Genomic DNA, 15,406 nt, shown 5'->3' with positions numbered 1-15,406 from the left:
TATGAAGCTATTCTACGCTGAACCGGCGAGTAAGTGGGAAGAAACCCTACCAATCGGCAACGGAAGTCTGGGAGCCATGATTTGGGGAAGTATTAAGAGAGAGTGTCTTGGGCTCAATGAGGAGAGTCTCTGGTCAGGTTACCGCCATGACAAAAACAATCATAATGCATTTCCTTATCTGGAACAGTGCCGCAGACTGGTGGAGCGGGAGGAGTACGTACAGGCAGAGGAATTAATCCGGAGTCATATGCTGGGAGAATATAATGAATCCTATCTTCCTCTGGGTAATCTGTACATGGACTTTGATCATGAGGGGGAGACATCGGATTACAATCGTGTCCTGAATCTGGATCAGTCAGTCAGCAATGTAAGCTACAAGGTAAACGGTGCAAGCTATTCCAGAGAATACTTTGCAAGCTATCCTGCCAAAGCGTTATTTATAAAGCTCGATTGTGACAAAAAGGCAATTAATACGCTGATTTCTTTTGAATCCCAGGTGCCATTTAAAGCAGAGTATGAGAAAGATGGAATTAAGATCAGCGGAAAATGTCCGGAGCATGTAGACCCTTCCTATATCGATTACAGCAAGAATCCAGTAATCCAGGGAGAAAAAGGAATGGAGTTTCATGCTGGATTACATCTTCTTTCCTGTGACGGAGAAGTATCCGGTGAAAAAGAAGGGCTTCGCATTACTGGCGCTTCTACGGTGATTCTGGCACTTTATGCAGTGAAAGAGCCTGCTTTCGACCATTTAGCAGCGTATGAAACCTTAAAAGAGCAGCATATCAGTGATTATAAATCCATTTATGATAAAGCGGAGCTCTACCTTGGAGAGCAGTTAGAGATCCCCACCAATGAAAGACTGAAACGGCTTCGTGACGGGGAAAAGGACAATGCACTATACAGTCTCTATTTCCAATATGGAAGATACTTACTGATCAGTTCCTCCAGAGAGGGCAGTCTTCCCGCTAACCTGCAGGGAATCTGGAGCTGGCAGTTAAGAGCTCCCTGGAGCTGTAACTGGACGACCAACATCAACGCTCAGATGAATTACTGGCTTGCACAAAGCTGTAATTTACAGGAGTGCCTGGAGCCTTATTTTGAATTTGTAAAACGGATTTGTGAGGAAGGAAAGAAAACAGCCAAAGTCCATTATCAGTGCCGGGGTTTTGTACATCACCATAACGCGGATTACTGGTGCAACACCAACCCGGTAGGAATGGCTCATGGAGAAAAAGAGGGAGAACCGGAAAGCGTTACCTGGTCTATGTGGCCCATGGGCGGCGCATGGTTAACCAATGAGCTGTTTAAGCATTATGAATACAATCCGGACCGGAAATTTCTTGAGGAGACAGTGTATCCAATTTTAAAAGAAGCGGCTCTGTTCCTGGTTGACTGGCTGTATCTGTATAACGATCAGTATGTAACCTGCCCATCCACATCGCCTGAGAATAAATATAAAGTTCCGGGCAGCGAAGACAGCACAGTGGCAGTGGCAATGTCAACAGCAATGGATCTGGAAATTATCCGGGAAGTCTTTGGAAACTTTGAAAAAACCTGTGAAATTTTAGGAATCGATGATGAAGTATTACCGGAAATTGCAGAAAGACTGAGCAAACTCACTCCTTTTAAAATCGGAAGCAAAGGTCAGCTTTTAGAGTGGCATAAGGAATTTGAGGAGCCAGAGCCCGGCCACCGCCATGTTTCCCATTTGTATGGATTGTTTCCGTCTGAGCTGTTTGAAGGAGATGAAGAATTGACAGAGGCATGCAAAACCTCTCTGCTTCTGCGTCTGGCAAACGGAGGCGGATATACCGGCTGGAGTTGTGCCTGGATTATCAACCTCTTCGCCGCACTGGAAGATTCCGGACATGCTTATGAGTATTTAAAGACTCTTCTGACCAGATCTTCTTATGACAATCTCTGGTGTGCCCATCCGCCGTTCCAGATCGATGGTAATTTCGGAGGAACTGCCGGAATCGCCAACATGCTGGTACAGGAGCGGGGCGGCAAGGTAAAGATACTTCCGGCTCTTCCTGCTGAGTTTGAGAATGGCTACGTAAGAGGTCTCAGAATTAAAAATGGTAAGACAGTAGATATCAAGTGGAGCAATGGAAAATTAGAAGATTATAAAATATATTAAATCGATTCATGAACGCAGTCACTGCCGGTATATTCCGGCGGCAACTGCGTTTTTTTTTTTGCTGCAAAAAGGATTTTCGCTTTTCTTTCTGGGAACACTTTTTTATGTAAGGAACAAATTTCCAGTGCTGTCTGTTCTGTATGTATTGACAAATGCATGGTAACAAAGTACAATAAAATACATTAAAGTATAATAAAGTTCAAAAAAGTACAATAAAGTACAATGCGAAAATTTATGTAATAAATATTAATAAAAAAAGGAAAATACCATGGAAGAGAAATATTATACCATCACCCAGGTGGCGGAGAAGCTGAATCTGCATCATAAAACCATACGGAATTTTATAAACAGCGGCAAACTAAACGCATCAAGGATGGGAAAGCAATGGAGGGTAACACAGGAGGATCTGGATTTATTTGTACAGAGCCGGGAATCATCGGAGCAGAATGAATCTTCGGATTCTTTTACCATACTGAAGCAGCCGGAGATATTAAGAGGAGGCAGATGTCAGGTATCCTCCGTTATTGATTTGGCAGATATTGCAAAGAACCAGTATATGAGAATATCAAATCTACTTCTGGCAGTTATGAACGGCAGGAATGGAGATTTTCAGGAGGCTTCTATTAATATGAAATATTATGAAGGGGAGCAGAAAATGAGAATTTTCCTCTGGGGAGGGCTGAAATTTATGGAAGAGATGTTAAATACAGTTGGCTTGCTGACTGAGGAGGAGAAAGGGAACGGTGAATAATATGAAAGCGAAAAGCGGATTTCGTAACCAGGAGAGGAAGAAAGAGATTTTAGATTTATATGATTCCTTTATAGAACAGTGGAAATTTCCCCACGAAGAACAGGTCGTAGAGACCCGTTTTGGTAAGACTCATCTTATTGTAGCAGGTGATAAGGAATGTCCGCCTCTGATTCTGCTTCATGGTACAGGAATGAATTCGGCAATGTGGCTGGAAGAAATAAAAAGCTATGCAAAAGAATATCGGGTATATGCCGCAGATATTCCAGGAGAACCGGGGAAAAGTGATGAGAGACAGCAGTCGCTGAAGGGCAAGGCCTATGCACTCTGGCTTTCTGATGTTTTAGATTCGCTTCAGATAGAGAAGGTAATTTTAATTGGTATCTCACTGGGAGCCTGGCTGGCGGTGAAGTTTTCCATTCATTACCCCGAATATGTGGAAAAGCTGGTTTTAATCGCTCCGTCCGGAATCAGTCCGGCTAAAAAATCCTTTCTCTTTACTGCCCTGTATTATGGGTTTTTTGGAGAAAAAGGAACAGAGAAACTTTATATAAAAATAAACGGAGGCAGGAAACTGCCTGAGAGAATGCTGGCACTTCAGAAGCTGATTAAGAAAGGCTTCCGCTATCGAATGGAAGAAATCCCAATTTTCCGTGATGATGAAATTAAGAGACTTTCCATGCCCGTGGCTTTATTTGCGGGAGGAAAAGATATCATGCTTCCTTCTTATAAAACTGCGGACAGGCTTCATAAACTGCTTCCCCATTCACAAATTAACGTTTTACCCCGGGAGGGGCATTCCATTACCCGGTTATCCCCAGAGATCATGAGTTTTTTAAAAGGAGATTAAAAGTTATGAAGATCGATATCGTTACCCAGAATGGAATTCCCATTGCAGTGATTTCAGGTGAAGAGCCGTTAATTCAGGATGTTGGTTCAGCCCTTGATTTAATGGCGCAGGTAAAATATGAGTCCGGAAGCAGCAGATTCGTGATTTCAAAGGAAGCCATTACAGAAGATTTCTTTTGCCTTAGTACCCGGCTTGCCGGAGAGGTCTTACAGAAGTTTGTAAATTACGGTGTGAAGATGGCAGTGATCGGGGATTTTTCAGGTTATACCAGCAAGCCTCTTAAGGATTTTATCTATGAAAGCAATCACGGTTCAGATTTTTGCTTTGTTTCAGATCTGCAAAAGGGAATTGATAAACTGGCAGCAATGTAAAAAGGAAAGGATCAATGCGAATGATGCACGGATCCTTTTTTATTGCTTGATCCATATAAAATATTTATAGATTCAGGCAAAACAATCAATTTGTTTTCTAATAGAAAACAATATATAATGAAAATATGTTATGAAATTAACAATCATTATGAAATATCAAAGGAGAGCGGATCATGTCAGCGAAACACCCAATAACAATCAGTTCCTGGACGTTAGGAGATCAGATTTCGTTTGAAGAACGTGTGAAAGCTGCCAAAGAGGCGGGGTATGAAGGAATTGGACTTCGGGCAGAGACCTATGTGGATGCATTGGCAGAGGGACTGCACGACCAGGACATCCTGGCAATCTTGGAAAAGTATCAGATTGCCTGTACAGAAGTAGAATACATCACCATGTGGGCAGAAGAGAACAGAAGCTATGAACAGATGTATAAGGAGCAGATCTGTTTCCATATGTGTGATTTATTTCATGTCACTCATATTAACTGCGGTCTCATGGAGAATTACTCTGTGGAACATACCGCACAGAAGTTAAAAGAACTCTGCCAGAGGGCAGGGGAACGCATCATCGGAGTGGAACCCATGCCCTACAGCGGAATTCCTGATTTAAAAAAGGCTTGGGCAGTGGTTACGATGTGCGGCTGCGACAATGCTAAAATCATACTGGACACCTGGCACTGGGTCCGGGCAAACCAGCCCTTTGATCTTTGTGGTGTTCCGGGAGATGCCATTGTCTCCATACAGATCAACGATGTTCATGACAGAGCATATGCCCCTTCTGTCTTAAGGGACGAATCCATGCATGACAGACTGGCACCCGGTACCGGTTTTGGCGATACAGCCGGTTTTATAAAAATGGTAAAGGATGCCGGCGTATTGCCAAAGGCTGTAGGGGTAGAAGTTATTTCCGATTTCTATATTGCAAAGGGAGCAAAAGCTGCCGCTGAGGAGACATATGCCGGTGCTGTCAGCGTGTTAAAAGAGGTATGGCCGGAACTACTTGACAACTAAAGGGGAGAGATACAGTGAAATTTGAGAATATGTTCACACCGGTTACCATCGGTCCTGTTACGGTTAAAAACCGTTTTGTTGTTCCTCCCATGGGAAATAATTTTGCAAATGGGGACGGAACCCTCAGTGACCGCTCCAGAGATTATTATGAAGCCCGTGCAAAAGGAGGGTTTGGCCTTGTTACCGTAGAGGCAACCGTTATTGATAAGACAGCAAAAGGGGGACCAAGGAAACCCTGTCTTTATGACGACAGTGTGATACCCAGTTTTAGACTGGTGGCAGATGCCGTTCACGCCTGGGGGGCAAAAATATCTGTTCAGCTTCAGCATGCAGGTCCGGAAGGAAATGCAAAACTGGCGGGATATCCCATAAAAGCGCCAACCTCCATTGCCAGCCATACAGGAAAGGATGTTCCCAAGGAGATAACAGCCAGGGAACTCTACGCTCTCATTGAGGAGTATGGAGATGCCGCGCTTCGGGCTAAAAAGGCAGGCTTTGACTGCGTGGAAGTACATATGGCACATGGCTATCTGGTCAGCAGCTTTATATCCCAGAGAACCAATAAACGGGTGGATGAATTCGGCGGAAACTTTGAGAACCGCATGCGCCTGTCCCGGCTGATTCTGGAAAATATCAGGAAAAAGACAGGAGACAGCCTGGGTATTATCTGCAGAATTAACTGCAGTGATGATACACTTGGCGGAATATCCTTACAGGATGCAGCAACAGTAGCTTCATATTTAGAGAACTGTGGCGCTGATGCCATTCATGTATCCAGGGCAGTCCATATCCGTGATGAGTTTATGTGGGCACCAACCTGTATCCATGGAGGATTTAATGCGGATTATGTTACTGAAATTAAAAAGGCTGTTCAGATTCCGGTTATTATGGTAGGACGTTTTACAGAGCCTTATTATGCAGAACTCATGGTGAAAGAGGGAAGAACCGACCTTGTGGCATTTGGACGTCAGAGCATTGCTGATCCGGAGCTGCCGGTAAAGGCATTTAAGGGAGAAATGGAAACGTTGACACCGTGCATTGCCTGTCTACAGGGCTGTGTAGCCAATATGTTTCAGGGAAAACCCATCGAATGTCTGGTAAATCCAAGAACAGGCAGAGAAACAGAACTGGAAGCTGCGGCAGTTAAGAAAAAGGTTCTGGTGATTGGCGGAGGTGTTGGGGGGCTCTATGCTGCTTACATTGCCGCACTGAGAGGCCATGAGGTGACTCTTTGCGAAAAGAAAGAGGTGTTAGGAGGCAACATGCGCCTTGCAGCCTATCCGCCGGGAAAAGGTGACATCGTGGGTATGGTGCGAAATTACATCGTACTCTGTCAAAAGGCAAATGTAACGCTTCTAACCGGCATTGAGGTAACAAAAGACTATATAGAGGAAAACGCTCCCGACGCTGTCATTGTTGCAACCGGTGCCAGCCCTCTCATTCTCCCGATACCGGGAATCACCGATTCCTCCGTTCTTTCCGGAGATGATGTGCTTTCAGGGGAAGCACAGTGCGGACAGAGGGTACTGGTTGTAGGCGGCGGAATGGTTGGATCGGAGCTGGCGGCGTTTCTTGGAGAAGCAGAGCATGAGGTCACCGTGATTGAACTGAGGGATAAGATAGGAGCAGATGTGATCAGTGAACACCGGAAATATTTAATGAAGGATTTCAGTGATTACCATATTACTACCATAACCGGTGCAAAAGTCAGTGAATTTCATCAGGACGGAGTGTCCTATACTTTGGAAGACGGCACCCATAATTGCATAAACGGATTTGACTCAGTGGTTCTTGCCATGGGGTATCGGAATTACAATCCATTTGGAGAAGATGTTGACAAGCTGGCAAAAGAAGTGTATGTTATCGGTGATGCAGTGAAAGCAAGAAGAGCGCTGGATGCCACAAGAGAAGCATACGAGGCAGCAAAAAATATCTGATAATAAGGAGAGCAAATATGGATAAGAGAATTTCTGGAAGAACAGGTTTAATGGGATTAATTGGCTCACCGGTAGGACATTCCGGTTCCCCCGCTATGTATAATTACAGCTTTGAAAAGCTGGGACTGGACTATGCATATCTTGCTTTTGATATCAAGGTAGAAGAGGTAGAAAAGGCAGTTGAGGCCGTAAAAACCTTAAAGATGAGAGGCTGCAACGTAACCATGCCCTGCAAAACGGAAGCATTAAAATACATGGATGAGCTGTCTGATGCAGCCCGTATTATTGGCGCTGTCAACACCATTGTAAATGAAGACGGAAAGCTGATCGGGCATATAACAGACGGACAGGGATTTGTGGATAATTTAAGGGATCATGGCGTTGAAATAAAAGATAAGAAGATTACCATATGCGGAGGCGGAGGCGCAGCGACTGCCATACAGGTGCAGTGTGCCTTAGAAGGAGCAAGGGAAATCTCCATTTTTAATATTAAGGATGCATTCTTTGAAAGAACTCTGGAAACAGCAGAAAAAATCAGACAGGAAAGACCTGGCTGTACAGTCAGCGTATTTGACATTGCTGACATGGAAACCATGAGAGAAGAAATGAAAACCAGTGACATTTTTGCCAATGCGACGATTGTAGGGATGAAGCCTATGGACAATGAGAGCGTGGTAAAGGATGTAACCATGTTTTACCCGGGTCTTGTAGTGACAGATGCGGTTTATAATCCAAAAGAAACGAAAATGCTGAGAGAAGCCAGAGAAGCAGGCTGTACCTGCATTGACGGGCAGGGAATGCTTGTCTGGCAGGGGGCAGCGGCCTTTAAGCTTTATACAGGACAGGAAATGCCTGTGGAAGGTGTAAAGGATCTGCTCTTTCGCTAACAGAAAGAGAGTTATAGATGAATAACAAAAGATACTATCCGACTGCTTTTGCCTTATACTTTTCTTTTTTTATCCATGGAATCGGAGCTTCCATACTGAGCCAGTATAAGACGAATTTTGCCAGGGCCTGGGGTGCCGGACAGCTGGCTGACGGAAGCTATGATGTAAGCACGGTTGTGACCGTTATTGCAGCTCTTGGGCTTGGAAGGCTGCTGGCACATTTTGTGGCCGGACCATTTTCAGACCGCTATGGAAGAAAGTTAAGCGGACTCATCGGGGTGGGATTATATGTCATATTCTTTGCAGGAATTATCCTGTCACCTAACATGGCAGCAGCCTATTGCTTTGCCATTCTTGGAGGAGCGGCAAATTCCTTTTTAGATACCTGTGTCAGCCCAACCTGCATGGAGATCTTTGTAAATAACGGTTCCATAGCCAACATGTTTACGAAATTCTCTATGTGTGTCAGCCAGTTTCTCCTGCCTTTTTTCATTCTTTTGGTAGGGAATGCAGGACTTCCATACACCACACTGTTTATCATCTGCGGAGCAGCGATTCTGGCAGACGGCTTATTAATCCTGTTGCTTCCATTCCCGGAAAGGGAGAAAAAGGTGGTAAATGGTGTAAAAACCAAACAGGAGCGAATGAAATTTACGCCTGTTTCCGTAGCTGCAATCTTAATCGGCTTTACCAGCTCCTCCACATTTATGCTGTGGTTAAACTGCAATAAAGAGCTGGGGCAGCTGTATGGAATGACCAATCCATCCCTGATTCAGTCCTATTATGCAGCTGGTACGGCTGTTGCAATTATCGTAACGGCATTTCTGATTAAAAAGGGGTTAGGCGAGAAGACGGTTCTGATTTTATATCCGGCTGTTTCCACTGTCATGCTGCTTTTGTGCTATTGGATCAGAACACCGCAGATTTGTATTATCGGGGGTTTTGTAATTGGATATGCAGGAGCAGGCGGTGTTCTTCAGCTTGCTGTGGCAACTACCATTCAGTTCTTCCCTGAGAATAAGGCAACTGCAACCTCCTTTGTGATGATTGCCTCCTCTGTGGCTAATTACACCATCTTGTCTCTGGCAGGATATTTAACGAGAATCGGAGGGAGCGAAGGACCAAGAATGATCCTTCTACTGAATGCAGGTGTCACATTCCTTGGCGTTATGCTTGCGGTTTTTGTAAAGGTAATGGAGAAAAGACAGAAAGTAAGTTAGAGATAAAAAAGACTCTGTCAGGGGCAGCAGTGCGGCAGTTCCTGACAGAACCTGAAAAATGAAAGGTATGTGTTTAATTTCAGACACATTCTTTTTTTAACCTAAAATGTTAAAAAAATAACAAAATACAGGAGGTCATATGATTTCGGAGAAGAAAGAACTGGCATTTATTCCAATGGGGATTTTTAAACTGAGAATTCCTTTTATCCATTATAAACTGGAAAAGGTAGAATTTATTCAGGGATTGATCGTAGGAGCGACCGCTCTCAGCGCGATCCCATATATGACAGAATATTTAGGACTTCCATATGAACTGGCGTGGAGCTGCATTATTCTGGAAGCATTTTTATACATACTCCATGCAAACCTGGGCGATCCTGTGATTCCTGGCTGGATAACAGCAACTTTGCCTCTGACGCTGGCTTATTTAACTTCATATGAAATGGGGGCGGAGAGGATTCAGGCAATGATTGCCCTGCAGCTGCTGGTTGGTGTGGTTTTTATATTTATGGGAGTGACAAAACTGGCTGAGAGCTTTATTAAAAACATTCCCCCGTCTATCAAGGGGGGAATCTTAATGGCAACTCCCATCACGGTTTTACAGGGGCAGCTTTCTCCAAACGGGCAGCTTAGAAATTTTCCGGTAGCAGTCGGAGCAGGTGCTTTGCTCCTGGCAATTATCAGCTTCTCCTCCTCTTATCAGGAAAAGCGGAAAAAATACAAAGTCCTTGATATCATTGCCCAGTACGGAAACTTATTTCCCTATCTGATTGCCATGGTAATCGGAATCGCAGCAGGTGAGCTTGCCATGCCTCACGTGGAAATTGGTACATTTATTAAAATCCCCATGTTTAAAGAAATGCTTAAAAGTGTAGGAGTGTTTGGAGTGGGTTTTCCGGGAATCCGGATGTTTCTAAGTGCACTTCCTCTTGCCCTGATCTGCTATGTAATCGCATTCGGAGATTTTGTTACGTCTGAGAGTCTGATTGAAGAAGCAAAGGCAGAACGGGACGATGAAATCATTGATTTTAATTCCAGCAGATCCAATTTAATCAGCGGAGTCAGAAATATAATTCTTGCCATCTTTGCTCCGTTTCCCCCGCTGGCAGGACCTTTGTGGGTGGGAATGACCGTTTCAGTGAGCATCCGTTACAAGGAGGGAAAAGAGGCAATGAAATCTCTTCTTGGTGCAATGGGCTCCTTCCGCCTTGGAACTTTAATCAGTGTTATCTGCATTCCTGTTGTTACACTATTAAAACCGGTATTTCCCGTTGGCGCAGGAATCACTCTGATATTCCAGGCATTTGTCTGCGGAAGAATTGGCATGGAATACTGTGAGACAGATCTTGATAAAAGCATCGCAGCCATTATGGCAGTGGTTCTTGCCATGCAGGGCTCTGCCTGGGCTCTTTTGGTGGGATTTGGGCTTAACATTGTCCTGAGCAACTGGAGCATTCCGGGAGTGAAAAAAAGAACAGTAATTGAATAGAAAACGGTAAAACTCTGACACAGGAGAAGAAGGCGCTGATTCGTTACCGATCAGCGCCTTCTTCTCCTGTGTAATTAATAATGGATCCGCTGTTTACAGAAAATCTTTGCGTTCCAATGTATTTAACAGGTTCCGTCCTTCCTGAATTCCGTCTATGATTCTTCGCGCCCGGACGCTGTCTCCAATGTTGATGATCTCGGCATCAGTATCATCAAATGCCTGATGCAGATCATTGATGACCGGCGTGTTGGCTCTCATGCCAAGGCAGACAAAGCCATAGTCAAAGGGAAGCTCTGTTTCCGTCCCGTCCTGGCTGATGAGGAAAGAAGACTCTCTGACTTCAGTCAGTGTGGCTCCTGTTAACTGGACCACTTCATATTTTTTCATCATTGCATTGATTCCGCTTTTTGAAACTGGATCCAAGTCTTTTCCGATATCCGGCATCATTTCCACGATGAATACCTTTGCACCTCTTGGTGCCATATATTCCACCACATCAAGACCAACGGCACCTCCGCCTACCACCACCACCTGTTTCCCAGTCAGATCATTGGGATAATCAGGAATGTGTCCGATCATACCGGTTATGGAAGAAATGTGGCTGTCCTCTTTGTCTATGTAATCAAAGAGTCCCTTAATGGGTGGAAGAAGAGGGTTGGAGCCGGTGGCGTTTACGATAATATCCGGATTCAGACGTTTCACCCGATCCACTACAGCATCTTCTCCAGTAAAAAGATACAGGTTATGAAGATTTTTCGCACGGTTAATTAAGTAAGTTGGGAAATCATTCAGCCTTACCTTATCGGGAATTCTGGAGATCTCGGCTGCCAGTCCACCCAGGTAATCCTTTTTTTCGATAAGAAAAACATTGCATCCTACCTCTGCTGCAGTGCAGGCGGCCTCTAGACCTGCCGTTCCACCTCCGATTACAACCACATTGCAGGGTTTCTTTACTTTGTTCTTCTCATAGGATTCCCCTTCATTCACACTGGGATTAACAGTACAGCGGATGGGGCGGTTGATGCCGATGCGGTTTCCTGCACAGCCGATGTTACAGGAGATACATTTATTAATAAACGCTTCTCTGCCGGCATAGGCTTTGTTTGCCCAGGAGGGATCAGCAATCAGACCTCTTCCGATTCCAATTAAATCGGCATCTCCTTTTAGAAGGATTTCTTCAGCGATCTGGGGATTTCGTATGTTTCCCATGGTAATACATGGCTTGTGATACCGGTCTTTTACTGCCCTTGCCATATAGGAGCGCCAGCCATCCTTTAGGTAATTGGCATCAATCTGAAACTGAATGGAACCGTTTAAACCGCAGGATACATCATAGATATCTACAAATTCATCAAAGTACTGTAAGTAATCCAATGTGTCTTCCAACGTGTTTCCACCCTCTAAAAGTTCGTCAGCACTGATTCTTGCCAGGATGGGATACATAGATCCCACTTGTCTGCGTACTTCCTCAAAAACCATCCGTGGAAAGCGTGCGCGGTTTTTTGCAGAGCCGCCGAATTCATCTGTCCGGTCATTGGTGAGAGGGGAGAGAAACTGACTGAGTAAATAGGAGTGGCCTGCGTGGATTTCAACTGCATCAAATCCGGCGATCTGAGCCCGTCTGGCTGCCTGTCCGAATTTGATCACGATATCATCAATTTCTTTCCTGCTTAGGGGGCGTGGTAATTCACCGCCTGTCTTAGAAGGGATATCAGATGCAGATACTGGCTGCATGTTGGTTCTTGCAGACTGTGCGGAAGCTCCCGCATGATTGATCTGTATGGCAGCACAGGCTCCCTGCTTATGAAGTTCTTCACAGAGCTTATAATAACGGGGAATATAATTGTCATGATCAATTCGGATCTGGGTGGTTCCATTGGAGCCTGACGGGTAATCTACGTTGGCATTTTCCACGATAATCAGCCCTGTTCCGCCCATTGCTCTCTGCCTGTAATAATTGATATGCAGAAAACTCATTTCTCCATTCTGCTCACCATAGTTGGTTCCCATGGGCATCATGGCAATCCTGTTTTTGATTGTCATATTTTTAACAGTTAAAGGACTAAAAAGCTGTGAATATTTGGATTTCATATAATTTCTCCCTTTTCAATATAAATAAAAGTGATCTTAGATTCTCCTTCTATTATAAGCGTTGGGGAATGAAAAAACTAATTGATGAATTTGTGGGTATATATAAAAAATATTTATGGATTTTTCATATAATTTTCTCTGTTTTCCTTTATAAAATGGATAAAGCGGGAGACAACTGGTGTCTGATACTGATTTTTTAAATAAGCCATATAAAAGCGGCGCTCCCAACTGGGGTTTTTAATGGATATTTTTTTAACAGACAGCTGGTTTAATTCAAACATATCCGGGACAATGGCAATTCCAAATCCTGCAGCAACAAATCCTGCAATTACCTGATCTTCCTCGATTTCCAATGCGATATTGGGTGTGGCGTTTATTTTTTGAAACAGGTTGTCCACAATGGAACGAAGTCCGCTTCTTGAGTGGAAAAAAATCTGGGGATAGGGCAGTGTTTCTGAAAGATCTGCTTCGGACCGGTCTGCCAAGGGATGGTCTGTGGGAACGATAAGAACCAGATCCTGGGCAGCGACCGGAACGAATTCAATATCCGGTTCATTCTTTGCATAGGAACAAAAAACCACATCACAGGTTTTATCTTTCAGCATGGGAATTAAATCTGCAGTGATCCCGTCATGAAAATGAAAGGCGGCATTTTCCCCATCCTCCGTCTTTAAGAAGCTGGAAAGGGTAAGGGGAATGTAGTTGATTCCCAGAGTTCTTAAAAATCCGATCTCAATCAGACCCTCTCCCCGTCCAATCAGCTGCATTTTTAATACTCCGGAATCCAGAATGGATAAAGAATGTTCTACATCAGATAAAAAATCCTTTCCGCATTTTGTAAGGACAATATTCCGTCCGTCTTTTTCAAAGAGAGAAACGCCAAGCTCGGCTTCCAATGATGAAATGGCATAACTTAAGTTGGGCTGAGTGGTGTTTAGCTGTGCAGCAGCCTTAGTATAGTGTTCCAGGTGCGCAAGTGTAACAAAATAGCGTAAATGATAAAGGTTCATGGCATCCGTAATTCCTTTTCTGGCCATTGCCGGCCTGTGTCTCAAAATAGTAATAATAAAGAAATTATAACATAAAATTGATAAAATCGGGCATTTCTTCCTGAGTCAGGATTTAAAATATAAAAATACACAAAAAGTATTTACATAACTGGATAAATATGGTAACATTTACTTAATTCATAAAGAGTGTATTGATTTAAAAACAAATTAATAACTAGGTGTTACTGTATCAGCAGATACAGGCATGACTGGTGATATTTACATGTTTGCTTAAGCAACGTGTAAGTATGATCAGTTTTTTTATTTTTATGGGTTATTAAACAAGGAACCATTGGGGAGAAGGCCAATCCCGTAATGAGTATAAACAAATTTTAAAAGGAGGAAATACATGAAAAAGATCAAGTTCACCAGAAGATGTCTGCTTTTATCTATGGTGCTGATGCTGAGCGGTACTGCATTTATAACTGTTGCAAGTGCATCTGATAAGGCAGTTACGGTGGAGAATGTCACTCTCCATACATATGTGGGAGATGATGGTCAGGAGGTACAGTCCATCACCTATCAGCTCAGGGACATTTCGGCGTTAGGCAGCATTGCACCCGATGATTTTAACATAACAATTGGGAGTGAACGCTATCAGGTCAATGATATTAAGATAATGGGTAACAATGTAAAACTTTACGTGGATCCGTTTCGATATCTTGGTAAAACGGTATACGATGAAAAAATGCAGCCGACCCATTATGACTTTTCCATTAACAGTACCATTGATGGGCTGGACTTAAAGAAGGGAGATTCCTTTCAGATTAAAACAAGAACAGCAGATGATTTTGTGAAAGGAACCTTTAAAGGCAGCAACGGAGTGGAACTTCCCTATTGGCTTTATATGCCTGCCGGCTCTGCAAAAGTGCCGCTTATGCTGTGGGAACATGGAGGTGGGGAAGTCCTTTCATCCTCCTTTGAAGGAGCTAATATTTTAAATAACAGGGGAGCTGTTTCCTGGATAGAGGACGGATACCAGACAGCGGTTCTTTCCTTTCAGTTTCCGGAAAACTACAGTTTTGGGATCTCAGAAGAACCGGACCAGCTTAAGAAAATGCAGGATTATAATGATGTGATACACGAGTTTATTCAGGATCTGATCAATAAGGGGAAGATTGACTCAAAGCGGGTTTATATCAGCGGGGCTTCGTCAGGAGGCGGTGCAGTTTTGCGTTTTGTTATGCAGTATCCTGACTTTTTCGCAGCAGCCCTTCCTATATGTGCAAAGGATACCTTAATACCTATATCCAGGCCCTATGGACTTGCATATAAGTTTGATGGCAGTCTGGCTCTTACAGAGCAGGACTATCAAAAATGCTATCAGGATATCTCTGATTTAATAAGTCATCCTGATATAACCAATGTTCCCATGTGGTTTGTACAGGCGGAAAATGATCCGGTATGTACCAGCTATACTTCCAAAATTTTGTATCAGGTATTAAAGGATAAAGGAGCCGAAAATAATAGAATTACCATGTACAGTGATGAAGAAATGAAACAGGCGGGGCAGATGATATACCATAGTTCCTGGGTTCCTGCATTAAAAAGCAGAGAAATCATGGACTGGGTTTACAAGCAGAAAAAGTAGTAAGGATGAAACCTTACTAA

General features: G+C 43.7%; 12 protein-coding genes. 10 read left to right on the top strand and 2 right to left on the bottom strand.

Annotation, left to right across the window (positions count from 1 at the left end; genetic code table 11):
- Position 1: 1 nt before the first annotated feature.
- The 9 genes from BXY41_RS19965 (at position 2) to BXY41_RS19925 (ending at position 10,655) form a co-directional block, all read left to right on the top strand.
- Positions 2–2,143, top strand: coding sequence for a glycoside hydrolase family 95 protein (locus BXY41_RS19965; protein ID WP_104438639.1), 2,142 nt, complete (start codon positions 2–4; stop codon positions 2,141–2,143).
- A gap of 268 nt (positions 2,144–2,411) precedes the next feature.
- Complete coding sequence (locus BXY41_RS19960) at positions 2,412–2,894, top strand: helix-turn-helix domain-containing protein (RefSeq protein ID WP_104438638.1); 483 nt, start codon at positions 2,412–2,414, stop codon at positions 2,892–2,894.
- A gap of 1 nt (position 2,895) precedes the next feature.
- Positions 2,896–3,741: an alpha/beta fold hydrolase gene (locus tag BXY41_RS19955; RefSeq protein ID WP_104438743.1), complete on the top strand. Its 846-nt coding sequence runs from the start codon at positions 2,896–2,898 to the stop codon at positions 3,739–3,741.
- 5 nt (positions 3,742–3,746) lie between these two features.
- Positions 3,747–4,112, top strand: a complete 366-nt coding sequence (locus BXY41_RS19950; protein WP_104438637.1) for a DUF4180 domain-containing protein — start codon at positions 3,747–3,749, stop codon at positions 4,110–4,112.
- Positions 4,113–4,285: 173 nt separating this feature from the next.
- The gene (locus tag BXY41_RS19945; RefSeq protein ID WP_104438636.1) at positions 4,286–5,122 is read left to right on the top strand and encodes a sugar phosphate isomerase/epimerase family protein; all 837 of its coding nucleotides are present in this window, start codon (positions 4,286–4,288) and stop codon (positions 5,120–5,122) included.
- A gap of 14 nt (positions 5,123–5,136) precedes the next feature.
- Positions 5,137–7,059, top strand: a complete 1,923-nt coding sequence (locus tag BXY41_RS19940) for an oxidoreductase (RefSeq protein WP_104438635.1) — start codon at positions 5,137–5,139, stop codon at positions 7,057–7,059.
- A 17-nt stretch (positions 7,060–7,076) separates the two neighbouring features.
- Positions 7,077–7,946, top strand: coding sequence for a shikimate dehydrogenase (gene aroE, locus BXY41_RS19935; RefSeq protein ID WP_104438634.1), 870 nt, complete (start codon positions 7,077–7,079; stop codon positions 7,944–7,946).
- Positions 7,947–7,963: 17 nt separating this feature from the next.
- Positions 7,964–9,166, top strand: coding sequence for an MFS transporter (locus tag BXY41_RS19930; protein WP_104438633.1), 1,203 nt, complete (start codon positions 7,964–7,966; stop codon positions 9,164–9,166).
- Between the two features lie 139 nt (positions 9,167–9,305).
- Positions 9,306–10,655 (top strand): hypothetical protein, encoded by a 1,350-nt coding sequence (locus BXY41_RS19925; protein ID WP_104438632.1) that lies wholly within the window; start codon positions 9,306–9,308, stop codon positions 10,653–10,655.
- 93 nt (positions 10,656–10,748) lie between these two features.
- Here the strand turns inward: BXY41_RS19925 and BXY41_RS19920 are convergent, their stop codons facing one another.
- Both BXY41_RS19920 and BXY41_RS19915 read right to left on the bottom strand, forming a co-directional pair.
- Positions 10,749–12,746: an oxidoreductase gene (locus tag BXY41_RS19920; protein ID WP_104438631.1), complete on the bottom strand. Its 1,998-nt coding sequence runs from the start codon at positions 12,744–12,746 to the stop codon at positions 10,749–10,751.
- A 113-nt stretch (positions 12,747–12,859) separates the two neighbouring features.
- The gene (locus BXY41_RS19915; RefSeq protein ID WP_341457868.1) at positions 12,860–13,783 is read right to left on the bottom strand and encodes a LysR family transcriptional regulator; all 924 of its coding nucleotides are present in this window, start codon (positions 13,781–13,783) and stop codon (positions 12,860–12,862) included.
- Positions 13,784–14,144: 361 nt separating this feature from the next.
- Between BXY41_RS19915 and BXY41_RS19910 the strand changes: the two genes are divergently transcribed.
- A complete protein-coding gene (locus tag BXY41_RS19910; RefSeq protein ID WP_104438630.1) occupies positions 14,145–15,386 on the top strand; it encodes a carboxylesterase family protein in 1,242 nt (413 codons plus the stop codon).
- Positions 15,387–15,406 lie beyond the last annotated feature (20 nt).

This window comes from Lacrimispora xylanisolvens, from assembly GCF_002934545.1.
Classification (GTDB): Bacteria; Bacillota; Clostridia; order Lachnospirales; family Lachnospiraceae; genus Lacrimispora; species Lacrimispora xylanisolvens.
This window is presented reverse-complemented; position numbering and strand designations above follow the sequence as displayed.